Origin of the sequence: Halomonas piscis (assembly GCF_031886125.1) — a bacterium.
GTDB classification, from domain to species: Bacteria; Pseudomonadota; Gammaproteobacteria; order Pseudomonadales; family Halomonadaceae; genus Vreelandella; species Vreelandella piscis.
Genome location: NZ_CP119391.1, coordinates 268,295 through 290,622 on the forward strand (window position 1 = coordinate 268,295; position 22,328 = coordinate 290,622).

24 protein-coding genes are annotated in these 22,328 nt (G+C 65.3%); 16 read left to right on the plus strand and 8 right to left on the minus strand.

The genetic code is table 11. The annotated features are described in order from the left end of the window. The first annotated feature begins 116 nt into the window (after positions 1-116). Together P1P91_RS01260 and P1P91_RS01265 are read left to right on the plus strand one after the other, a co-directional pair. A complete protein-coding gene (locus P1P91_RS01260; RefSeq protein ID WP_311883970.1) occupies positions 117-1,010 on the plus strand; it encodes a YicC/YloC family endoribonuclease in 894 nt (297 codons plus the stop codon). Positions 1,011-1,072: 62 nt separating this feature from the next. Then, positions 1,073-1,300, plus strand: a complete 228-nt coding sequence (locus P1P91_RS01265) for a hypothetical protein (protein WP_311883971.1) — start codon at positions 1,073-1,075, stop codon at positions 1,298-1,300. 125 nt (positions 1,301-1,425) lie between these two features. Here the strand turns inward: P1P91_RS01265 and P1P91_RS01270 are convergent, their stop codons facing one another. Together P1P91_RS01270 and P1P91_RS01275 are read right to left on the minus strand one after the other, a co-directional pair. Further along, a complete protein-coding gene (locus P1P91_RS01270; RefSeq protein ID WP_311883972.1) occupies positions 1,426-1,722 on the minus strand; it encodes a helix-turn-helix transcriptional regulator in 297 nt (98 codons plus the stop codon). A 70-nt stretch (positions 1,723-1,792) separates the two neighbouring features. Beyond that, positions 1,793-2,125 carry a YnfA family protein gene (locus tag P1P91_RS01275; protein ID WP_311885835.1) on the minus strand — a complete coding sequence of 111 codons (333 nt, stop codon included), beginning with the start codon at positions 2,123-2,125 and terminating at the stop codon, positions 1,793-1,795. A gap of 124 nt (positions 2,126-2,249) precedes the next feature. On the opposite strand from P1P91_RS01275, the gene P1P91_RS01280 reads away from it, so the two are divergent. The 3 genes from P1P91_RS01280 (at position 2,250) to P1P91_RS01290 (ending at position 6,142) form a co-directional block, all read left to right on the plus strand. After that, entirely contained in the window at positions 2,250-2,777 is a 528-nt protein-coding gene (locus P1P91_RS01280) for a GNAT family N-acetyltransferase (RefSeq protein ID WP_311883974.1), read from the plus strand. Between the two features lie 123 nt (positions 2,778-2,900). Further along, complete coding sequence (locus P1P91_RS01285; RefSeq protein ID WP_311883975.1) at positions 2,901-4,934, plus strand: TonB-dependent receptor plug domain-containing protein; 2,034 nt, start codon at positions 2,901-2,903, stop codon at positions 4,932-4,934. Between the two features lie 98 nt (positions 4,935-5,032). Further along, positions 5,033-6,142 (plus strand): Fic family protein, encoded by a 1,110-nt coding sequence (locus P1P91_RS01290; RefSeq protein ID WP_311883976.1) that lies wholly within the window; start codon positions 5,033-5,035, stop codon positions 6,140-6,142. Between the two features lie 120 nt (positions 6,143-6,262). Here P1P91_RS01290 and P1P91_RS01295 read toward each other — a convergent pair whose 3' ends face one another. After that, the gene (locus P1P91_RS01295) at positions 6,263-6,556 is read right to left on the minus strand and encodes a sll1863 family stress response protein (protein ID WP_311883977.1); all 294 of its coding nucleotides are present in this window, start codon (positions 6,554-6,556) and stop codon (positions 6,263-6,265) included. A 137-nt stretch (positions 6,557-6,693) separates the two neighbouring features. On the opposite strand from P1P91_RS01295, the gene P1P91_RS01300 reads away from it, so the two are divergent. Further along, complete coding sequence (locus tag P1P91_RS01300) at positions 6,694-7,245, plus strand: O-acetyl-ADP-ribose deacetylase (protein ID WP_311883978.1); 552 nt, start codon at positions 6,694-6,696, stop codon at positions 7,243-7,245. 84 nt (positions 7,246-7,329) lie between these two features. Further along, positions 7,330-8,181 (plus strand): TraX family protein, encoded by an 852-nt coding sequence (locus P1P91_RS01305; protein ID WP_311883979.1) that lies wholly within the window; start codon positions 7,330-7,332, stop codon positions 8,179-8,181. A gap of 17 nt (positions 8,182-8,198) precedes the next feature. On the opposite strand, the gene P1P91_RS01310 is transcribed toward P1P91_RS01305, so the two are convergent. Next, positions 8,199-8,837: a DNA-3-methyladenine glycosylase family protein gene (locus P1P91_RS01310; protein WP_311883981.1), complete on the minus strand. Its 639-nt coding sequence runs from the start codon at positions 8,835-8,837 to the stop codon at positions 8,199-8,201. 53 nt (positions 8,838-8,890) lie between these two features. Here P1P91_RS01310 and P1P91_RS01315 point away from each other — a divergent pair, with 53 nt between their 5' ends. The 5 genes from P1P91_RS01315 (at position 8,891) to P1P91_RS01335 (ending at position 13,940) form a co-directional block, all read left to right on the plus strand. After that, positions 8,891-10,105, plus strand: coding sequence for an MFS transporter (locus tag P1P91_RS01315; RefSeq protein WP_311883982.1), 1,215 nt, complete (start codon positions 8,891-8,893; stop codon positions 10,103-10,105). A gap of 138 nt (positions 10,106-10,243) precedes the next feature. Next, positions 10,244-10,858, plus strand: a complete 615-nt coding sequence (gmk, locus tag P1P91_RS01320; protein WP_311883983.1) for a guanylate kinase — start codon at positions 10,244-10,246, stop codon at positions 10,856-10,858. Between the two features lie 141 nt (positions 10,859-10,999). After that, the gene (gene rpoZ, locus P1P91_RS01325; protein WP_311883985.1) at positions 11,000-11,257 is read left to right on the plus strand and encodes a DNA-directed RNA polymerase subunit omega; all 258 of its coding nucleotides are present in this window, start codon (positions 11,000-11,002) and stop codon (positions 11,255-11,257) included. A 38-nt stretch (positions 11,258-11,295) separates the two neighbouring features. Then, a complete protein-coding gene (locus tag P1P91_RS01330; RefSeq protein WP_311883986.1) occupies positions 11,296-13,425 on the plus strand; it encodes a RelA/SpoT family protein in 2,130 nt (709 codons plus the stop codon). Positions 13,426-13,550: 125 nt separating this feature from the next. After that, positions 13,551-13,940, plus strand: a complete 390-nt coding sequence (locus P1P91_RS01335) for a RidA family protein (protein WP_311883987.1) — start codon at positions 13,551-13,553, stop codon at positions 13,938-13,940. A gap of 53 nt (positions 13,941-13,993) precedes the next feature. Here the strand turns inward: P1P91_RS01335 and P1P91_RS01340 are convergent, their stop codons facing one another. Further along, complete coding sequence (locus tag P1P91_RS01340; RefSeq protein WP_311885837.1) at positions 13,994-14,884, minus strand: SDR family oxidoreductase; 891 nt, start codon at positions 14,882-14,884, stop codon at positions 13,994-13,996. A 131-nt stretch (positions 14,885-15,015) separates the two neighbouring features. Here P1P91_RS01340 and P1P91_RS01345 point away from each other — a divergent pair, with 131 nt between their 5' ends. The 3 genes from P1P91_RS01345 to P1P91_RS01355 all read left to right on the plus strand — a co-directional run bounded on the left by P1P91_RS01345 (position 15,016) and on the right by P1P91_RS01355 (position 19,192). Next, positions 15,016-15,945 (plus strand): hydrogen peroxide-inducible genes activator, encoded by a 930-nt coding sequence (locus tag P1P91_RS01345; protein WP_311883988.1) that lies wholly within the window; start codon positions 15,016-15,018, stop codon positions 15,943-15,945. After that, on the plus strand, positions 15,942-18,023 hold the full coding sequence (gene recG, locus P1P91_RS01350) for an ATP-dependent DNA helicase RecG (protein ID WP_311883989.1): 2,082 nt from the start codon (positions 15,942-15,944) through the stop codon (positions 18,021-18,023). Before P1P91_RS01345 ends, recG begins: the two co-directional genes overlap by 4 nt. A gap of 134 nt (positions 18,024-18,157) precedes the next feature. Further along, positions 18,158-19,192, plus strand: coding sequence for an IS110 family RNA-guided transposase (locus tag P1P91_RS01355; RefSeq protein WP_311882018.1), 1,035 nt, complete (start codon positions 18,158-18,160; stop codon positions 19,190-19,192). Positions 19,193-19,651: 459 nt separating this feature from the next. Here the strand turns inward: P1P91_RS01355 and P1P91_RS01360 are convergent, their stop codons facing one another. From P1P91_RS01360 to P1P91_RS01370, 3 genes are all read right to left on the minus strand, one after another. Next, the gene (locus P1P91_RS01360; RefSeq protein WP_311883992.1) at positions 19,652-20,008 is read right to left on the minus strand and encodes a hypothetical protein; all 357 of its coding nucleotides are present in this window, start codon (positions 20,006-20,008) and stop codon (positions 19,652-19,654) included. Further along, positions 20,008-20,280, minus strand: a complete 273-nt coding sequence (locus P1P91_RS01365; RefSeq protein WP_311883993.1) for an HU family DNA-binding protein — start codon at positions 20,278-20,280, stop codon at positions 20,008-20,010. The genes P1P91_RS01360 and P1P91_RS01365 overlap by 1 nt, the downstream gene beginning before the upstream one ends. Positions 20,281-20,398: 118 nt before the next feature. Next, complete coding sequence (locus P1P91_RS01370) at positions 20,399-21,598, minus strand: NAD(P)/FAD-dependent oxidoreductase (protein WP_311883995.1); 1,200 nt, start codon at positions 21,596-21,598, stop codon at positions 20,399-20,401. Between the two features lie 125 nt (positions 21,599-21,723). Between P1P91_RS01370 and P1P91_RS01375 the strand changes: the two genes are divergently transcribed. Next, the gene (locus tag P1P91_RS01375) at positions 21,724-22,281 is read left to right on the plus strand and encodes a chorismate--pyruvate lyase family protein (protein ID WP_311883997.1); all 558 of its coding nucleotides are present in this window, start codon (positions 21,724-21,726) and stop codon (positions 22,279-22,281) included. The last annotated feature ends 47 nt before the right edge of the window (positions 22,282-22,328 follow it).

The window sequence follows — 22,328 nt, forward strand, 5'->3', positions numbered from 1 at the left end:
TCGTGGTTATTCTGGATAGGTAAAGACGAAAATCGGGCCGGTCATTGTACATGCCTTGCCCGGCTTCGGCGGATTATCGGATAAACTGGCGCGAAAGCATTTATCCGGGAGCCGATATGTCCGCTACAGCCCACACGACCCCTACGATCGTTCACAGCATGACCGCCTTTGCCCGCGCAGAGCAGGCCGAAGGCTTTGGCACCCTTCAGATAGAGCTGCGCTCGGTGAACCAGCGCTATCTGGAGCCGACCTTCCGCCTGCCCGAGCCGCTGCGAGGGCTTGAGCCGACTTTGCGCGAGGCCCTGCGCCAGCGCCTGGCCCGGGGCAAGGTAGAGTGCACTCTGCGCCTGGACACCGCGGAAGCCGGCCACGCCCCGGCGGTCAACACCGCCTACCTGGCCGAGCTTGCCCGCGCGCTGGAAGTCGTCCAGCGCGAAGTCCCCGGCACCGCCGCGCCCACCGCGTTGGATCTGCTCAACCAGCCCGGCGTGCTGGAAACCGGCCGTCAGGATAGCGACGTCGTTCTCACCGCCGCCCGATCGCTGTTCGAGCGGGCGCTGGACGAACTGATTGACGCCCGGGCCCGGGAAGGGGAAAAGCTTGCCGGGATGATCGCTACCCGGCTTGAAGACGTGCGCCGTGAAGTGGCCGCCGTGCGCGCGCTGATGCCGGACATACAGCAGGCCCAGCGCGAAAAGCTGCTGGAGCGCCTGGACACCGCTCAAACCGAGTTTGATCCTCAGCGGCTTGAGGCCGAGCTGGTGCTGGTGGCGCAAAAAAGCGACGTTGCCGAAGAGCTCGACCGGCTGGAGGCTCACGTCGAGGAAGTTGACCACCAGCTTGCCCAGCCCGGCCCCAAGGGCCGTCGGCTGGACTTTCTGATGCAGGAGCTCAACCGCGAAGCCAATACGCTCTCGTCCAAATCCCTGGTCGCCGAGACCACCCGCCGCGCGGTGGAACTCAAGGTGCTCATCGAGCAGATGCGCGAGCAGGTGCAGAATATTGAGTAGTGGAGCACATTGCCCTTTTATCAGGCGCTTAGGCAGCGCTACCTTCAGTAAGGAGCAAGCTTATGAGTGACGATAGTCGACAGGAAGCGCCGTCTGATGAGCTGGTGATGTTCACCAGTGATGATGGCCGAGTTCACATCAATTGCCACTTTGAGCACGATACTTTGTTTACCTCCGAGTCGGTGTCCGAAGGCCACCCCGACAAGATGGCTGCCACAGGCGGCCATGGCCGAGCTATATCAGAAAGATGTGCGCACCATCAACGAGCATTTGGGCAATATTTACACTGAGGAAGAGCTCTCGCCAGAGGCAACTATCCGGAAATTCCGGATAGTTCGTCAGGAGGGCTCCCGACAGGTGACGCGACAAATCGAGCACTATCGCCTAAATGTCGAGTCCCGTGTGATTGATGATCCTAAAAGCCATCTTTCAGCACCTCTTCGATGGAGGTGGGTTGACGGTGGCGATCCTGACTGGGGGCCTGGGTCAGCTCATACAGGCGCTGCAGGTCGTCCAGGCACTGCCAGAGCAGCAGCAGCTGACGGAAGGAAATTTTCCCGGTCAGCTCGAACTTTTTCAGCGTAGAGGCCGGTACGGTGCTGCGCTCGGCCAGCGCCTCCCGGGAAAGCCCTTCTTCTTCACGCCGGCGACGCAGGTGGGCGGCAAACGCCTGTTGTACGTCGGTATCATCCAGCAAGAGAAAACGCGGCATATCGGGCACTAGTGGATACAGTAATGTCTATTATAGCCGTTTTAAGGCTTTTTTGGATATTATTGTATCCTCAAGCCGCCCGCGGCCCCAGCATGATGATCGCCATGCCCAGCAGTGCCACGGCGGAGCCGGCCAGATCCCACGCCGTGGGTTTGATGCCGTCCACCACCCACAACCACAGGATCGCGGTAAAGACATACACCCCGCCGTAGGCCGCGTAGACCCGGCCGGCGGCGGTGGGGTGCAGCGTCAGCAGCCAGGCAAAGGCGGCAAGGCTCAGCGCGCCGGGGATTAAAAGCCAGGCCGTTTTGCCCTCCCGCAGCCATAAATAGGGCAGGTAGCAGCCGACGATTTCGGCAAGCGCGGTGAGGAAAAACAGCCCCACGGTTTTACTATCAGGCAGCAAAGCTGGCTCCTTGGCCTCAGGATTAGGCACTATGGTCGATATGAAACAGCCGCAGTCCTTTAGCATACGTTGCCTCGCCGTCGCACAGATACCCGCCGCCAGCGCGCTGTTGGGGCGGGGCATGCGCGATAACCCTACGCATATTCAGGCGTTTGGCAACGACCCGGAGACGCGCCGCCGAGCGCTTGGCGCGATGTTTGCGCCGTTTATGCGCCGCCAGGCGACGAGCGGGCTGGTGCTGGGCGCGTTTATCGAGGGTGAGCTTGTCGGCGTGGCCGGGCTTTCCCTGCCCGGGCGCTGCCAGCCGGCGCTTGTGGATAAGCTTCGCGCCTTGCCTGCCCTGTTTTCAGCGAGCGGGCCGCGCGGTATGTGGCGGGTGTACCGCTGGACGCGGGTCTGGGCGCAGCAGGACGCCCAAATGCCTCGGCACGCTCACCTCGGCCCGATGGCGGTAGCGCCGCAGCAGCAAGGCCAGGGCATCGGCAGCGCGCTTTTTCAGCGGCTTTGCGACGAGCTAAGCGAGCGCCAGCTGGTCGGCTATCTCGAAACCGACCTGACGGCCAACGTCCGGCTCTACGAACGCTTTGGCTTTACTACCGTGGCCGAACAGCCGGTCATTGGGGTCAAACACTGGTTTATGCAGCGGTAAATATTCGCCCTGCTTGATATAGATCATCGGACCTCATTTTCGTGTTTGAGGCTCAGTGAAGAATCGTTTTATATACCTGTTATGCCGTCGCACAGCGAAGAGCCGGGCCTACAGGAGATGAGGATGCTGAGTCACAGGGAAGCCATACGTTGGTTGGCGGCAGGCCTGCTGCTGGCCGGTGCCGGAAGCGTTCAGGCCGACGAGCCGAAGTCGCTGGATACGCTGGTGGTGCTCGGTACCGGCCAGCAGACGTCGGTATTCGATAACCCGGCCTCCATCTCCGTGGTCGGCGCTGAAGAGCTGGGGCGCGCATCCACGTCAAGCGTCGCCGATCTGCTGCGCGACGTGCCGGGGCTTACGGTTTACGACAATGGCTCGCCGGGCATGCCGCGCATTACCCTGCGCGGGGAAACTTCCCGGCGGGTGAACGTGCAAATTGACGGCCATGCCCTGAGCGACCATTCCCCGCACGGCGCGCCGCTGCTGCTGGACCCTTCCACCATCGAGCGAATCGAAGTGGTGCGCGGGCCGTCGTCGGTATTGAGCGGCTCCAACGCCATCGGCGGGGTCGTCAATATCATTACCCGGCGCGGCGGCGAGGCGCCGCTTTCCGGCAGCGTCACGGCAACCGGCCACACCGCCACTCAGGGCGGCAGCACCAGCGCTACGCTTCAGGGGGCGAGCGGCGATGTGGACTGGCGGGTCTCCGCCGGCGCGGGCGACGAGGGCGACCGCCGCACGCCCGATGGCACCCTGGACAACACCGGCCATTCCTTTGACCAGCTCTCGACCCATCTGGGCTATCAGGTAAGCGAGAAACACTACCTGGCGTTCAAGGCCGATCAGTATCGGCTCGAGGCAGACGTTTACAGCCCGCCGCCGGCCGGCTTTACCGATTTTGCGGTAACTCTGCCCCAGCGCGATCTGCGCAAGGGCGGCCTGTTTTACGAGGGCACGAAGCTTGCGCCCTGGCTTGACGAACTCAAGGCCAGCACCTACTACCAGACCGTGGAGCGGCGCTTTGAAAGTCAGGCCGAAATGGCCACCGGCCGGGCCATTGGCAGCGCAAGCGACGACCGTCAGATCACCTACGGCGTCAACGCTCAGGCCGAGCTGGATTTGATGCCCGTCGGCCAAACGCTGGTGGGGGCCGAGTACGAACGCGACGCGCTGGATACGGACAAAACTTCCCGGGTGTTTCTGCCGTTTCCGCCGCCGCAGGGTCAGCAGCAGGTCAGCACGGTTACCGACGAGGCCCACATCGAGACGTTTTCCGGCTATGCCCAGCAGGCGTTTTCGCTGGATGACGCTACCACGCTTTACCTCGGTGCGCGGGGGTATCTGGTCGATGCCAGCCTGGACGCCAGCAGCGACAAGCCCCTCGCCGACAACAGCGACGAGCGGCTGCTGGGCTCGCTGAGCCTGGTCCACCGGCCAAGCGACGACTGGTCGCTGCGCGCCAATCTGGCTCAGGGCTATTCCTACCCCACGCTAGAGCAGCTGTTTTTAACCACCAGCGCCAGCGGCACCGCGGTTTACGGCAACCCCGATCTGTCGCCGGAGCGCGCCAATACGCTCGAGCTTGGCGCGCGCTATCGCGGCGGCCCGGTCACGCTGGATGCCACGCTGTTTCACACCCGAGCCAGGGACTACATCGGTGAAGAAGACCTGCCCGCCGCCGGCCCCGGGCCCGCACCGCGCCGCTTCATCAACGTGGACCGGGCCAATACCACCGGGCTTGAGCTGCGGGCGGAATACGACCTGCCGACGCTTGATACCACCACGCTTTACGCCAGCGGCAGCGTGCTCGAGCGCGAGCTGGACTATGGCCGCGTGACCACTACCGACAGCGGCACGCCGCGCCTCGGTGGGCGCGCGGGGGTACGCCACGCAAGGCCGGTATCCGACACGTTAATGTTCGACGCCGATCTGTACGCCCGCGGGGAAAGCGGCGCGAAGCTGCGCAACGCCGAGGGCGAGCTGACCTCGCGCTCGTCGGGCTACGGCACGCTGAATGTCCGCCTGGGGCTGGGGCACAGCGAGCATTTTGACCTGGGGCTCGACCTTTACAACCTGCTGGACCGCGCCTACGCGCCCTACGGCGAAGTGCCCGGCGCCGAGCGCAGCGCCAGCCTCACCGGCACGCTGTATTTTTGACGCAGCCAGACGCTGCATGTGCCGAAACGTGTCGGCTGAGCCGAATATTTGCCATAATCGGCTCATAAAATGATCCGAATAGGCGGGGTATTTGGCTCATGTATATCTGGGAGCGGCCCGACTGGCCGCAATTTGTCTGGCACGCGGCCGTGCTTGGCCCTGAATTGAACGCCGTGCGCCTGCTTCAGGGGCGGCTTTTGGGGCGCGCTGAAGCGTCTGCCGGTGATCTTGATCGGGAATTGGAAAGAGACGCCTTGATCAAGAACGCGATTCGTACCAGCGAAATCGAAGGTGAGTATCTGGACGTCGGTTCGGTGCGCTCATCCGTCACGCGCCACCTGGGCCTTGAGCAGGCTGGCGTTCAAGGACGAACCACGCCGGAAGCGGAGTCGCTCGTCGAGCTTTTGCTGATGGCGACCCACGAGCCGGATACGCCGCTGTCACTTGAGCAGCTGTGTCGCTGGCAGTCGATGCTGTTCCCCTATGGGGAAGGGGTGATATCCCGCATCCGCATCGGGGCGTTACGCAGCGAGCAGCCGATGCAGGTGGTATCGGGGCGTATCAACCAGCCTCGCGTGCATTTTGAAGCGCCGCCGAGAAAGCACCTGAACGCCGAGCTTGACGCTTTTGTGCAGTGGTTTAACCACCCGCCTGCGGAGCTTGATCCGCTGCTAAGGGCCGGTATCGCTCATCTTTGGCTGCTGGCTCTGCATCCGTTTGACGATGGCAACGGCCGCGTGACGCGAGCCGTCACGGATCGTGCGCTGGCCCAGGCGGAGCGCCAGTCGGTACACTTTTATTCCTTGAGTGCTGCGATCATGGATCGCCGGCAAGCCTATTATGACCATCTGGAGCAGGCCCAGAGCGGCAGTCTTGATATTACCCCGTGGCTTGTCTGGTTTGTGCAGACGCTGAAAGAGGCGCTGCAGCAGGCCCTGTGCCAGGTCGATCGCGTTTTGACCAAGGCGCACTTCTGGCAGCGCCATGCGGCCACCGTACTCAATGCGCGTCAGATTCAAGTGCTGAATCGGCTACTGGACACGGCCGGCGATGAATTTGCCCACGGCATCAATGCGCGTCAATACAGGGCGCTGGCGAAAGTGAGTAAAGCCACGGCAACCCGCGATTTGACCGACCTGCTGGAAAAGCGCTGCCTGTGCCAGCTGCCCGGCGGCGGCCGCAGTACGCGCTATGCCGTTGCCGTGTAGAAAAGCCTCTGTTCATCAGCTGACATCAGCTGGTTGGCGTGGCCGGTGTGCTTGTCGGCCTCGGGGGTGGTCAGCTCGTTGAGAACGCCCCGGGCGATACCGAGGCGTTGAGAGTGGGGCTTACTTGAACCGCGAGCGGGCCTTGTTGAAGGCGTCGCTGACCGAGCTCCAGGCGCGTTCGGCGCCGTCCTTGATGTCGTCCCAGGCGTCGTCGCTCGAGTCGCGCAGCCGGTTCAGCCGCTCGCGCATTTCCTCGCGTTTCTGCTCCAGACGGTCGGCCTCTTCTTCCTGTTCCTGCTTGAGCCGGGCATCGGCCTCGGCGCTCCGGGCCCTGGCGCGGAGCCGCTCGATTTCGGCCTGCCATTCGTCCAGCTTGGCACGCAGTTTCTGTTCGTAGGCGTCGCGTTGGCTCATGTGATGTCTCCTCAGTTGTTGGCGGTCACAATGAATGTGGAGGCACAAGGCGCGTTTGACAATGGCGCTTCTGCCTTGCCAGGCGTTGGCGACAGGGACGATGATGGCCTTTCCATCCCGCTTTGGAGGAGCCTGCCATGTCGACAGCGATTGACTCCCGTTTAAAGGTCATTACCGGCGATATCACCGCGCTTGATGTGGATGCCATCGTCAACGCCGCCAACCATAGCCTGATGGGCGGCGGGGGCGTCGACGGCGCGATTCACCGCGCCGCCGGCCCGGAGCTGAAGGCGGCCTGCCAGCGGCTGCGCAACAGCGACTGGCCCGACGGCCTGCCGGACGGCCAGGTCGCGCTCACTGACGGCTTCAACCTGCCGGCGCGCTACGTGATTCACACCGTGGGGCCGGTGTACGCCAAGAACGAGGACAAGTCCGGGCTGCTGGCCGACTGCTACCGCAACGCGCTGCGCCTGGCCGGCGAGCGCGACTGCCAGAGCATTGCCTTCCCGGCGATCTCCACCGGGGTGTACGGCTATCCGTTCGACGAGGCCGCCCAGGTCGTACTCCGGGTGATGGAGGATGAGCTGCCGAACTACCCGGCGCTCAGGGTCACGCTGTGCTTTTTCAGCGAGCAGGATGCGGCGGCGTTTCGTCAGGTGGCCGGCCGGGACTTTGCGCAACAATCTTGAACTCGCCTGCCCGGGCGTGAAGGGCGGCGAACTTGCCGTGCGGGCGGCTGTCTTCATGGCAACCCGACTATCTGGAGTGCCCCCATGTCTTCTACTGCGCCAAGCCCTCAGCCGTCGCCGCCGGCTTCTTCCGTGACCTCGCCCTCGGCCAGTGCCGCGCCAGCTCGCCCGTCGTCCGACTGGGCGAGCTGGGGGCAGTGGCTGGCGCTGATTACCATGACGCTGGACCACGTGGCGCGCTACGTGGCCACGGGTAGCTGGGGGCTTGGCTGGGTCGACAGCACCGTGGGGCGCATTGCCTTTCCGCTGTTTGCCGGCATGGTGGCCTGGCACGGCCTTTTCAACACGCGCAACCCGGTGCGCTATGCCCGCCGGGTGATGGTGATTGGCGTGGTGGCGCAGCTGCCCTACCAGCTGATGCCCCGGGAGGCGCTGGTGCAGTTCAACATCTGCTTTACGCTGGGGCTGGGGCTGTTGGCCGGTGCCTGGCTGACGCGGCTGCCACGGCGCTGGCAGCAGGACTCCGCGGTAGCCGGGCGGCTGGCCCTGGAGGCCGTGCTGGTGGCAGTGGCGTGGTACCTCATTGGCCCCTGGGTGGAATATTCGCACCTGGGGCTGTTGCTGGTGCCGTTTTTCATGCTGGCCATCGGCCCGCTGTTTCGCGCAGGCCCGGCGCTTGCCTCGCGCCTTGGGGCCGTCGCCGCCTGCCTGCCGCTGCTGGCGGTCGCCGGCATGATGAACAGCTCCGATACGGCCAAGTCGTTTACCGTGGTAACCACGCTATGCGTGCTGCTGCTCGCTGCCGGGGCCTGCGCACTGATTCCCAAGTCGCCCTGGCTGATGCCGCGGCGGGTATGGCTTGCCTGGTACCCCGGGCACTTTGCCGTGATTGCGCTATTCCTGCTTGCCGTCGGCCAGGCGGATATTGGCCTGTAAACCGTAAACCCGGCCGTCTAGACCGGCGTGTCGCGCGGGGTGTTGCGATAATAGTGCCACAGAAACAGCGCCCCGGCGCTGCGGTGGGGTGCCCAGTGCTCCACCAGGCGGCGCGACTGGCCGGGGGTGGGGCGCTCATCCAGCCTTTTCAGCTTGCCCAGGGCAGCGCGCAGGGCCAGATCGTCGGCGGGGAAGATGTCGTCGCGCGCCAGTGAGAACATCAGGTAGATCTCCGCGCTCCAGCGGCCGAAACCGCGCAGGGCGGTGATGGCGGCAACGGCGTCGGCGTCGCTCATGGTTTCAAGGGCGGCGGCGTTGAAGGTGCCCGACAGTTCGGCCTCGGCGAGCCCCTGGGCGTATTCCACCTTGCGCCAGGAAAGCCCGGCGTCGCGCAGCGTCTGGCCGTCGGCGGCGACAATGGCGCGGGCGCTTAACGCCGGCAGGCGCTCCTTCAGGCGCCCGCTAATGGCGCGCGCGGCCTCAAGGGATATCTGCTGGCTGACAATGGTGCCGAGCAGCGTGGCAAACCCCTTGTCCCGCCGGCGCAGCTCGGGTACGCCGACCTGGGGCAGCGCCCGGGCGATATCGGTATCCTGGCCGGTCAGCGCCTGCAGGGCATGCTCAAGGTCGCCAGGTTCAAGGTCACGGTGGGGCATGGTATTTTCCTGTGTCCATTAATGTCGACGACAGCCATCGTTCAGGAGTCTTCATGCCGCAGTCAACGCCCGGCCGCGCTGCCCACCCGCGTCTGGCCGAGTTTTCGCTGGCGCTGGGCGGCTTTGGCATCGGCACCTGCGAGTTTGTCATCATGGGGCTGATGAACCGGGTAGCCGCCGACCTGGCCGTGACCGTTCCCCAGGCGGGCTATGCCATCAGCAGCTATGCGCTGGGCGTGGTGGTCGGCGCGCCGCTGATCGCCGCGCTGGCGGCCCGGGCGCCCCGGCGCGGCCTGCTCATGGCGCTGATGCTGCTGTTTGCCGCGGGCAACGTGGCAAGCGCGCTGGCGCCGGGGTTTGTCTCCTTTGTGGCGCTGCGCTTTGTCGCCGGGCTGCCCCACGGTGCCTATTTCGGCGTCGCCGCGCTGGTGGCGGCCGGCGCCGTGCCGGTGGACCAGCGCGCCCGGGCGGTCTCCCGGGTGATGCTGGGGCTCACCGTGGCGATTCTCATCGGCGCGCCGCTGGGCACCTGGGCGGGTAGTCAGTTCGGCTGGCAGATTGCCTTCGGTGCGGTGGGCGTCAACGCGCTGATGACCGCGCTGTGCATTCGCCTGTGGGTGCCGGTGCAGCCGGTGGACGAAGGCGCAAGCCCGCTACGCGAGCTGTCTGCCCTGCTCAAGCGCCGCGTACTGATGACGCTTTCCGTGGCCTGTATCGGCTGTGGCGGCATGTTTGCCGTTTTCAGCTATGCGATGCCCACGCTGACCCGCCAGGCAGGCATGAGCGAAGCCCTGGGACCGCTGGTGCTGGCGGTATTCGGGCTGGGCACGCTTTTCGGCAACGTGGTGGGCGGTCGCGCCGCGGACAGGAACCTGCTGCGCGCCATACCGCGAATCATCGTCTGGTGCGCGGTCGTTCAGGGGCTGTTTTTCTTCGCCGCCAACAACGTCTGGACGGGGCTTGTCTCGGTGGCGCTGGTGGGCACCAGCATTGCCCTGGCGCCGGCGCTGCAGACTCGGCTGATGGACGTCGCCGAAGATGCCCAGACCATGGCCGCTTCGCTGAACCACGCCGCCTTCAATGCGGCCAACGCCCTGGGGGCCTGGCTCGCCGGGCTTGCCATCAGCGCCGAGCTTGGCTGGTCGAGCACCGGCCTGGTGGGCACCGTCCTGGCCCTCACCGGGCTTGCGCTGTTCGTGCTCGGGCAGCGCATGGAGCGTCGCGAGAGCGACAATAACGCTACAGTCCCGGCGCCGGATATGCGATAATCCAGCGTTTTCATCACTGCGGTAACCGTTGGCGCCGGATGCTGCCCCTGCGGGTGGCGCGCGGCGGCGCCAGCTTTTTATTCATCCTGCTGCTGTGTCGCCAAGGCGGCGTTATTGCCGAGGTTAGGGAAGCGCGTCATGTCCCAAGGTACGCTTTTTGTTGTATCCGCCCCCTCCGGGGCCGGGAAAACCAGCCTGGTGCGCGAGCTGGTCGACAGCCTGAGCGGCATTCAGGTTTCCGTGTCGCACACCACCCGCGAGCGCCGGGAAGGCGAAGTGGACGGCGTCAACTATCACTTCACCGAGACCGCCGAGTTCGAGGCGATGGCGGAGCGCGGTGAATTTTTCGAGTACGCCCGGGTGTTCGGTAACTACTACGGCACCTCGCAGCGAGCGGTTCAAAAGCGCCTGGATGCCTGCCAGGACGTGATTCTGGAAATCGACTGGCAGGGCGCGCGCCAGGTGCGCGAAAAGATGCCCGGGGCGGTGTCGATCTTCATTTTGCCGCCCTCACGGGAGGAGCTGGAACGCCGGCTGGCCGGCCGCGGCACCGATGTCCACGCGGTGATCGAGCGGCGCATGCAGGATGCGATCAGCGAGATGTCGCACCACGACGAGTACGACTACATCGTCATCAACGATGACTTCACCACTGCCCTCGAAGAGCTGCGCGCGCTGGTCATCAGCCGGCGGCTGACCACGGCCCTGATTCGCGAACGCCACACGCCGCTGCTCGAGGCGCTGCTGTCGTGACGCGCGCCGCCACGGCGCGGCTCTTGTCACGATAGACCGGCGTCGAGTAGGCTACCCGGTGTCAGCGTAACGCTTGTTACCCCCTTGTGCCCGGGTCGATCCCGCATCGGCTCGGCGAATGACTATTACAGGAAGACGCCCATGGCTCGTGTTACCGTCGAAGATTGTCTGGACAACGTGGAAAATCGTTTTCAGCTGGTGATGATTTCCAGCCAGCGTTCGCGTCAGCTGGCGCGGGGCTCCCGGGATGCCCAGCTGCCCTGGGAAAACGACAAGCCCACCGTCATGGCGCTGCGCGAGATTGCCGCCGGTCTGGTCGACCGCAGCGTGCTGGACGAGCCGGTGGAGGCGCCGGAGCGCCCGCGCCCGGCGGATACCGGCGTGCCCCTGGACGAATAGCAGCCCGGCATCCCCTGAGACCCACAGAGGCGCGGTGAATGTTTACCATTGATGACCTGGCGGATCGACTTGGCGGCTATCTTCCCCCGGACGAAATCCAGCAGGTCAAACGCGCCTTCTACTACGCCGAACAGTGCCACGACGGCCAGCATCGCCGCTCCGGCGAAGCCTACGTAACCCACCCGCTGGCGGTGGCCAATATCCTTGCCAACATGCACATGGACCATCAGAGTCTGATGGCCGCCATGCTGCACGACGTCATCGAAGACACCAGCGTCGACAAGCCGGCGGTGGCCTCCCAGTTCGGCGAGGCGGTGGCCGAGCTGGTGGACGGCGTCTCCAAGCTCACCCAGATTGCCTTTGAAGACAAGGCCGTCGCCCAGGCGGAAAACTTTCAGAAGATGGTGCTGGCGATGTCCCGGGATATCCGCGTGATCATCGTCAAGCTCGCCGACCGGCTGCACAACATGCGTACCCTGGGGGCGCTGCGGCCGGACAAGAAACGCCGCATCGCCCGGGAAACCCTGGAAATCTACGCCCGGGTGGCCGGCCGGCTGGGCATCAACACCATCCGCATCGAGCTTGAGGATCTGGCCTTTCAGGCGATTCATCCCATGCGCGCCGAGCGCATCAAGCGCGCCGTGGTCAGCGCCCGGGGCAATCGCCGCAGCGCCATGCGTCAGGTGCAGGATGCCATGCAGCAAAGCCTCGAAGACGAAGGGCTGGGCGGCACGGTCATGGGGCGCCAGAAGCACCTGCTGTCGATCTACCGGAAAATGCGCGACCAGCGCAAACCCTTCGCCGAGATCATGGACGTGTTCGGCTTTCGCATCATTACCGACAACGTCGCCAGCTGCTATCGCATCCTGGGCGTGGTGCACAACCTCTATAAGCCGGTGCCCGGGCGCTTCAAGGACTATATTGCCATACCCAAGGCCAACGGCTACCAGAGCCTGCACACCACGCTGTTCGGCCCCCGGGGCATGCCCGTGGAAGTTCAGATCCGCACTCGGGAAATGGAGGCCATGGCCAACAACGGCATTGCCGCCCACTGGCTTTACAAGGCGGGCCAGACCGACCACCCGATTGCCGAAGGCAGCCGCGAACGGGCGCGGACCTGGGTCAAGGGGCTTTTGGAAATGCAGCGCCACGCCGGCGATTCGCTGGAGTTCATCGAGCACGTCAAAAACGACCTTTTCCCCGACGATATCTATGTGTTCACGCCCAAGGGCGACATCATGGAGCTTCCCCGAGGGGCGACGGTAATCGACTTCGCCTACAGCGTGCACACCGATATCGGCAACAGCTGTATCGCCTGCCGCATCGATCGCCAGCTGGCGCCGCTGTCGACCCGGCTGGAAAGCGGCCAGACGCTGGATATCATCACCGCGCCGGCGGCGCGCCCCAACGTGGCCTGGCTCAACTTCGTGGGTACCGCCAAGGCGCGCTCGGCCATTCGCCACGCGCTCAAGCATCAGCAGCGCAACGAGGCGATCCACCTGGGCCGCCGGCTGTTGAACAAGGCGCTATCCGGGTTTGACACCAGCGTCGAGGCGCTGGACGAGGGCCTGATCCAGCACGCCCTTGAAGAGCTCGACGTCGAAGACATGGACTCGCTGCTGGAGTCCATCGGGCTTGGCCGGCACATGGCCTACGTGGTGGCGCGCCACCTGATCGATCTGCTGGACGGCCAGACGCTGCCCTCAGGCAGCGAGGCCAGAAGCCAGCAGCCGGTGGTGATCAGCGGCAGCGAAGGCATGGTCACCAACTTCGCCCGCTGCTGCCACCCGCTGCCCGGCGACGACGTCGTGGGCCACCTTTCCGCCGGCAAGGGGCTGGTGGTGCACCGCGCCGAGTGCAAGAACCTCGTCGACAAGGACCATCCCGACAAGCTGTTTACGCTCGAGTGGGCGGAGGATATCGATGAGGATTTTCTTGTCGCGCTGCGCATCGAGGTGGAAAGCCGCCGGGGGCTGGTGGCCGAGCTTGCCGGCGTGGTGACCGACGCCGAGGCCAACGTCGAGCGTATCGGCATCGAGGAGCGCGACGCGCGCCTGTCCTCGGTCAATCTGACGCTGGCCGTCAAAGGCCGCGTGCACCTGGCGCGCATCATCAAGCGCATCCGCAACTTGCCCAACGTGGAAAAAATCTACCGGCTGGGCCAGTAGCCCGGCATCAATCGCTTCCCGTGCTATCGGCGTACTGCGTCAGAGTGCGCCGTTGTTGTCATTTAACAAACTGTCATCTACCCGTTTGCTAACCCTAGTTGTTATCCACCAAGGAGACCGGTCCAATGAGTAACAAGGCAGCCATCAATACCGAAAAAGCTCCGGCCGCCATCGGCCCGTATTCCCAGGCCATCAAGGCGGGCAATACCGTGTACATATCCGGGCAGATCCCGCTGGACCCGGCGACCATGGCGCTGGTAGAAGGCGACGTGGAAGCCCAGGCCCGCCGGGTGTTCACCAACCTCAAGGCGGTGTGCGAAGAGGCCGCCGGCAGCCTGGGGGATATCGTCAAGCTCAACCTTTATCTCACCGAGCTTGAGCACTTTGGCGTGGTCAACGGCGTGATGGAAGAGTTCTTTGCCGAGCCCTACCCCGCCCGCGCGGCCGTCGGCGTCAAGGCGTTGCCCAAGGGCGCTCGGGTCGAAGCCGAAGCGGTGATGGTGCTGGGCGACTGACCTGCACGATCTGGCTCGCCGCCGGGGCGTCAGGCTGGCGCCCCGGCGGCGCTTCAGGACTGCGCGGAGGTTGGCCGGGGCAGAAAGCCGCCGGCTTCGAGCACCTGGGCGTAGCCTTCGCGGAAGGTCGGGTAGCGGAACTCGTAGCCGCTGTCGACGATGCGGGTATTGTCGCAGCGCTTGCTGGCGCGCCGGCGCAGGGGCGACTGCATGGTCTCGGTGGCTTCGACCTCAAGCTTTTGCGCCATCCAGCTCATGACGTCGTGCTGGGTGGCAGGTTCGCTGTCGCTGCCGAGATACAGCGTTTCCACGCCGTCGCCGCGCTCCTGGCGCTGGATCAGGTGGTAGAGAATGCCGGTGCAGTCGTCGCGGTGAATACGGTTGGTGTAGATTTCCGGAGTGACCGCGGCGACCCGGCCTTCGGCGACCTGGCGGATCAGGCGGTCGCGCCCGGGACCGTAAATACCCGAGAAGCGCACCACGGTGCCGGGGATGGCGTGGTCCAGCAGCGCCTGCTCCGCCTCGCGCATCAGAAGGCCCGAGAAGCTCTGGGCGCTGGCCGGGCTCTGTTCGTTGATGACCTCGCCTTCCTGCTGGCCGTAGACGCTGGTGGAAGAGACGAAAAATAGCCGCCTGGGCGGGGTGGCGTGCTGTTCAAGCACGCCGAGCACGCGCTTCAGGCCGTCGGGGTAGGCGCTCTGGTAGGCGCTTTCTTCAAAGCGGTCGGCGCTGACGGTGTAGATCACGTAGTCCGCTTCGGGCAGCGCCTCCGCGCCTTTGCCGTCGAGGGTGGCAAGGTCCAGCGCCAGGGGCTCGATGCCGGTGTCGGCCAGGGCATCGGCGTGGCGGCGCACGCCGATGACCCGGTGGCCTTCGGCCGCAAGCTCGCGCCCGAGCGTCGTGCCTAAATCGCCACAGCCGATAATCAGTACGCTTGGTTTCACCATTTGACTCCTGTTGGACAGGCGCTTTTGACAAAGCGCACCCTGTTGATAGACCCTCACTATCAGACAGGGCATCACTCGACGAGAATGCCGCCAGCACGCTTATCACGGAGGATGCCACGGGCACCACCATGACTCTAACAGAACTCCGCTATATCGTAACCCTGGCTCAGGAGCACCACTTTGGTCGCGCCGCCGAGCGCTGCCACGTCTCCCAGCCGACGCTGTCCGTGGCGGTCAAGAAGCTCGAGGAAGAGCTTGCCGTGCCGCTGTTCGAACGCTCCAAGTCCACGGTGCAGGTGACCCCGCTGGGGGAAAAAATCGTTGCCCAGGCCCAGCGCGTCCTCGAGCAGAGCAGCCAGATCTACGCCATGGCCAGCGAGGGCAAGGACCAGCTGGCCACGCCGCTGCGCATCGGCGCGATCTATACCATCGGGCCTTATCTGTTTCCCCACCTGATACCCGAGATCGCCAAGGCCGCGCCGCAGATGCCGCTGTATATCGAAGAAGGGCTCACCGGCACTCTGCGCGGCAAGCTGAGAAGCGGCGAGCTCGACGCCATCATCGTCGCGCTGCCGTTCACCGAAACCGACGTGCTCAACCGCCCGATTTACGAGGAGCGCTTTGAGGTGCTGCTCCCCGCCGGCCACCGCTGGGCCGAGCGCGAGGCCATCCACAAGGAAGACCTGCTGGACGAACGCCTGCTGCTGCTGGGCGAAGGCCACTGCTTTCGCGACCAGATTCTCGAAGCCTGCCCGGCGATCAGCCAAAAGCTCAATAGCCCCAGCAATACGCTGATTGCCGAGGGCGGCTCGCTGGAGACCATCCGCCACATGGTGGCCTCCAGGCTGGGTATCACCGTGCTGCCGCAGTCGGCGCTGGGCAGCGAGAACCACGATCACTCGATGCTGATCAGCCGGCCGTTTGTGCCGCCGGCGCCGTCGCGCACCGTGGCCGTTGCCTGGCGGGCAAGCTTCCCCCGGCCTCAGGCCATCGAGGCGCTGATCCGCGCCGCCGAGCGCTGCCGGCAGCCGGTCAACGGCGCCGTCGAGGTGGCATGAGCTCTCTTGAGGCGCCGGTCACCGCGCTCAAGGGCGTGGGCGAGGCGCTGGCCGCAAAGCTCGGCCGGCTTTCCCTGGAGCGGATCAGCGATCTTTTGTTTCACCTGCCGCTGCGCTACCAGGACCGCACTCGGCTGACGCCCGTGGGCAGCCTGCGGGCCGGTCAGGAAGCGGTGATCGAAGGCGAGGTCACCGCCGGTGACGTGGTCAAGGGGCGTCGGCGCAGCCTGCTGGTTCGCCTGCGCGACGGCAGCGGTATCATTAGCCTGCGGTTTTTCCACTTCTCGCCGGCCCAGCAGCAGCAAATGCGCCCCGGCGTGCGGGTGCGCGCCTTCGGCGAGGCCCGGGCCGGCGCCACCGGGCTTGAGCTTTATCACCCGGAGTATCGGCTGGTGGAAGCGGACAACCAGCCTCCGGTGGAGGAGCATTTCACTCCCATTTACCCCACCACCGAAGGGCTCAACCAGCCGCGCCTGCGCGCCCTGGTCAAGCAGGCGCTGGGCCTGCTCGAACGCGAGCCCGAGGCGCTGCCCGAGGTGCTGCCCGATGCCCTGCGCCGGCAGTTTGCGCTGCCCGGGCTGCACAGGAGCCTTGAGTTTCTGCACCAGCCGCCGCCGGAGGCAGACATCGAGCAGCTGGGGGCCGGCCGGCACCCGGCCACCCGGCGGCTGGCGCTGGAGGAGCTGTTGGCCCACCGGCTCAGCCTGCGCGAGGTGCGCCAGCGCATTCAGCAGGACGGCGCGCCTCCGCTCTCCGACGGGCGCGGCCTGCAGGCGCGGTTCCTGACCCAGCTGCCCTTTGCCCTGACCGGCGCCCAGCAGCGGGTGCTCGAAGAAATTCTCCTCGATCTCGCCCGCCCGGCGCCCATGCTCAGGCTCGTTCAGGGCGACGTGGGCTCGGGAAAGACCGTAGTGGCGGCCATGGCCGCGCTTGCCGCCCTGGAAAGCGGCTGCCAGGCGGCGATCATGGCGCCCACGGAGATCCTTGCCGAGCAGCACTATCGCGCCTTCCAGGCGTGGTTCGAGCCGCTGGGCATCGACGTGGCCTGGCTCGCCGGCAAGCTCAAGGGCAAGGCGCGGCTGGACACCAAGGCCGCCATCGCCGACGGCCGCGCGCGCATGGTGGTGGGCACCCACGCGCTGTTTCAGGACGACGTGCACTTTGAGCGCCTGGGCCTGGCGATCATCGACGAGCAGCACCGCTTCGGCGTGCACCAGCGCCTGGCGCTGCGGGAAAAGGGCGAGGCCGGGGGGCTGACGCCCCACCAGCTGATCATGACCGCCACCCCCATCCCGCGCACGCTGGCCATGAGCGCCTACGCGGATCTCGACGTCTCGTTGATCGACGAGCTGCCCCCGGGGCGCACGCCGGTGAAAACCGTGGTCGTCGCCGACGAGCGCCGCCCGGAGGTGGTGCAGCGCATCGAGCGCGCCTGCGGCGAGGGCCGCCAGGCCTACTGGGTGTGCACGCTGATCGAGGAGTCCGAGGCGCTGCAGTGCCAGGCCGCCGAGGTGACCCGGGACGAGCTCACCGAAACGCTGCCCGGGCTTGCCGTCGGCCTGGTGCACGGGCGCATGAAAGCCGCCGAGAAGGCCGAGGTGATGGCCGCGTTCAAGGAGGGCGAGATTGACCTTCTGGTCGCCACCACGGTGATCGAGGTCGGCGTCGACGTGCCCAACGCCAGCCTGATGGTGATCGAAAACCCCGAGCGGCTGGGGCTTTCCCAGCTTCACCAGCTGCGCGGCCGGGTCGGGCGCGGCAGCACCGAGAGTTTCTGCGTGCTGCTCTACCACCCGCCGCTGTCCAAAAGCTCGCGCCAGCGCCTGGGGGTGATGCGCGACACCACCGACGGCTTTCGCATCGCCGAAAAGGACCTGGAAATCCGCGGCCCCGGCGAGGTGCTGGGCACTCGCCAGACCGGGCTTGCGCAGATGAAAATCGCCGACCTGGAGCGCGACGCCGACCTTTTGGACAGTGTGAGCGCCCTGGCCGCGGAGCTTCAGGGCAACACCCAGGCGACCGCGGTGCTGATTCGCCGCTGGCTGGGCGACGCCGCCGGGCGCTACGGGCAGGTGTAGTCAGAGCCTTTGCCGACCTCCCGGCTAGGTGTGGTGGGAAATGGGATGGACCCGTCCTTCTGTGCCAAGCTGGATATAACATCTAGCCAGCAGTGCACAGAACACTGACGGCATCGGTGAAGGAGGATCCATCCATGAAACAGATTAGCATTATAGGCATTGACCTGGCGAAACACGTTTTTCAACTGCATGCCGTGGATGCGCACGGTCACAAAGTATTCAGCAAGCAAGTCCGGCGAGAGAAGTTACGCTTGACGCTGGCCCAAATTCCGCCTTGCCACGTCGCCATGGAAGCGTGCGGCTCCGCTCATTACTGGGCGAGAGACATTGGCACGCTGGGCCATGAGGCCGAGCTACTGCCACCGCAGGCGGTCAAGCCCTTCGTGCTGGGCCACAAGAACGATGCGCGCGATGCCGCGGCTATCGCCGAGGCTGCGGCGCGCCCGGCCACGCCTCGAGTGACGATCAAGACGGAAGCACAACAGTCCCTGCAAGCAGTGCACCGAGTACGCAGTCGGTTAGTGCGCGAACGCACCGCCGTCGGCAACGAGCTGCGCGGCCTGCTGGGCGAGTTTGGTCTAATCGTGTCGCAGGGGCACGCGGTGATACGCCAGGGCGTTATTCGTGAGCGGCTGGACGAGCAACGGGCGCGGCTGGGGGAAGAACTCTACACCCTGCTGAACGACCTGCTCGATCAATGGCTTGAGAACGATGCCCGGATCGCGCGCTATGACAAGCGTCTGCAGCGTCTGGCCAGGGCATCAGATGACATGCAGCGGCTGATGAGTCTGCCCGGCATCGGCCCGATCAATGCGACGCTGTTGTTCAGCCATCTGGGCGATCCGGCGCGATTCCCCAACGGACGTCAGTTCAGCGCCTCGTTGGGGCTAGTGCCACGCCAGCATTCCAGCGGGGGTCGCAACCAGTTGATGGGGATCACCAAACGCGGCAATGGCGAGGTTCGAAAGCAGTTGGTGCACGGTGCCCGCGCGGCATTACGCCAGTTCCAACGTCAGGAACATCCCGACCGGCTGTCCCGTTGGGCCTGCTCGTTAGCGGCGCGTCTTGGGCAACGCAAGGCCATTGTGGCCCTGGCGAACAAGATGGCGCGGATTTGCTGGTCGCTATTGGCCCATGAACGGCGCTATCAGCCACAGGAGGCCGCTTGATGATACCGAACAAACAGGGAATATAGCTTAGCATGCGATAAGTTACCCAACCCCGAGGTTGCGCAGGCGAGATGCTTCGATGGCATAACGGGTCAGACCGGCTTTCTGTCACTCTGTAAAGTGCGCAGGCCCATCACGAGGCCGAGTGGGAGATCAGAGCAGAGAGCGCGTATTCCATCAGGGCCAGGCACGGCAAGTGCCATCAATAGGCCGGATATAAGCGTGCAGTCCTCACTCTTATGCGTTGTTGCTTCTGGCTTGCACAACAGGACGGGTCCATATAAGCGCAATTTATTGCGCGAATGCGGTGTCGTGGCAGTATCTTCGCGCAATAAATTGTGTTCCTCCCACCCCGCAAGGGGACTTCAGCGCCATCATTTTCACGTCAGCCCGCGAAAAAACGCGGCGCACCGGAGAACCGATGCGCCGCGTTTTTGTGCCCTGCCGGCCGGAAGGCGACTATAGGTGTTTGAGCAGCTTTTGCAGTCGCGTCATGTCGGCGGAGTCGCCCACCAGACGCACCTTGTTGTGCCGCATGCCGTCGAAAAACGCTCGGGACGTGGGCTTTCGCAGCACCTTGAGGGCGGTGTCGGCGTCGGCAAAGCGTAGTTCGAGGTCCAGATTGGTGGGCAGCCCCTTGCCGCTGTGGATCGCGGTCGGCGTCATGCGGTAGTGGCGGGCGATGGAAAGATCCTCGGTGGCAATGCCGAAATCCAGGCCGCGCATCTTTTCCAGCTGTTCGGCAAAGCGCGGCTTGCGATGCAGCGCGCGCTTGAGCAGCCAGCCCAGCAGCCACAGCGCAAGCCGGAGTTTCATCAGGAAACCGCGTCCTTGAGCGCTTTACCCGGCTTGAACGCCACGTTCTTGCTGGCCGGGATCTGAAGCGGCTCGCCGGTCTGCGGGTTCTTCCCCGTGCGCGCGGCACGCTCGCGAACGGTAAAGGTACCAAAGCCGATCAGCGCCACATCGTCGCCCTGGGCCACGCTGTGGGTGATCTCATCCAGAATCACGTTGAGTACCTGGCCGGCCTTGTCCTTGGACAGGTCGGCGCTTTCAGCGATGGCCGCAGCCAGTTCGGGTTTGCGCATACGATATCTCCCTTGTGGTGGATCAAGCGCGTTGTTTGTGATTATAACCGGAGCGTGGTGAGGGCTTGCCGCTAAGACAGGCAACGTCCCCAGAGCCGGCGCCCGCAGGCAGCAAACGTCAGCCTAGCAGCGCCGGTGCCGCTCTGGAAAGCTTCACTTTCCTTTTCACGCAGTCCCCTGTCAACGCAAACCCCAGCAAATGCCCGTTTTCATCCTCGGCCAGGGCGCTGATGTTGTGGCCGTCGGCCTCGATCTGCCAGTGTGCCGGCGGCGTCAGCGGCGGGTAGGCGACCACCGGCAGCAGCGGGGTCTTGACGACCACCGGCCAGGCGCCAAAGCGCACCGGGGTGGGCGTACCGGCGAGGGTTTTCGCCAGCGCCTTGGCGCTTGCCTGCAAAGGCTGTACGTACATGGCGCTGACGCCGTCGATGCAGGCTACGTCGCCCAGGGCGTAAACGCGCGGATGGGACGTCGCCAGGGTGCGATCCACGACAATGCCGTCCGCTACCACTTCGAGTCCGGCCGCCTCGGCAAGGGCCGTGCGCGGCGCCAGGCCGGTGGCAAGCAGGGCAACGTCGGCGCGCAGCGTCTCGCCGTCATCGAGTTTGATCGCCAGGTTATCTTCGGCGTCGAGGCCAAGATGCTCGGGCGTGCGCCCCAGGTGCAGCGCCATGCCCGCTGCGTCAAAGGCCTCGCCCAGGGCCCGGCCCGGGGCCTCGGGCAAGAGCCGGGGAAGCGGCGTGGCCTCCGGGGCCACCAGGCTGACCTGGTGGCCGCCGGCGTGGAGGTCGTTGGCAAACTCGCAGCCGACAAGCCCGGCGCCGATGATGGCCACCCGGGCGGGGGCGTCGCCGAGAGCCGCATGAAAGCGGCGGTAGTCGTCAAGGTCGTTGACGCTGAAACAGCGCGACGCGGCCTCGGCGGGCACCGAGAAAGGCAGGCGCGGCTCCGCCCCGGTGGCCAGAACCAGGGTCGTGAAGGTAAGCGTATGGGCACGCTTAGCGGTTTCACTGTCCGTGTCTTGCGGCCTTAGGGTAAGCGCGCCTGCGTCCGGATCGATGTCGGTAACGACGGTGTGCGTCCACAGCGTGGCGTCAAGCTCATCGGCAAGGGCGGCGGCTTTTTGCTGGGCCAGGCGATCCGGCGGCAGGCGTTTGGCAAAGCCGGTGGACAGCAGCGGCTTGCTGTAGGCGTCGCCGCTGTCCTGGCTGATCAGCGCCAGCGAGCGATGGTCGCCTGCCTGACGCAGCGCTCGGGCCAGGCCAACGCCGGCCATGCCGGTACCGATGATCACCAGCTCGGCGTGTTGAACAGGCATGGTTATCCCCTGAATCCGGAAAGTAAGTGGCACGCTCAAAACCGCCTGCACGGTAAAGGCGCTATCAGCGCACGGAAAAGCCCATGTTACACTAGCCGCCTTTGACTCTGGCGGGGAGCGGTGCGGTGATAGATAACGCCCGACGAGACAACCCGGCGTCCGGCCTGCCCGTGCGCTGGCGTCCGGTGGCGGCGGCGCGCCCGCGGATGTCGCCGCGCTGGTGGCGCTGGGTGGCCTCCACGGACTCGCTGACCGCGCGGCTGATCGCCGCCGGCGGCAAGCGGCAGTTCAGCGTGCGCCTGTTGCGCCAGGGCACCGGGTACCCGTTTGCCGACGAGGCCCGGGCGCTGGGCATGGCGCCGGGGCGGCTTGCCTGGCGGCGCGAAGTGGCGTTGTGCCTCGACGGCGTGCCCTGGGTGGTGGCGCGCTCCGTGGCGCCGCTTACCGCCCTTCGCGGCCAGCGGCTGTATGCGCTGGGCGAGCGCTCCCTGGGGAGCTGGCTGTTTGCCCAGCCGGGGCTGGTGCGCCGCCCGCTGGAAGTGACCCGGGCGCCGCCGCGGTTTTTTGCGGCGCCCAGCCTCTGGGGGCGGCGCTCGGTCTTTCGCCACCGCCGGCTGGCGCTTCTGGTGCAGGAGTATTTTTTGCCGGCCATGGCCGAGGCGCTGGCGCTGCCACCGACTTGACCCCCGGCTCACGTTTACCTGTAGCCGGCCTTGCTTGGGGTCGGCCC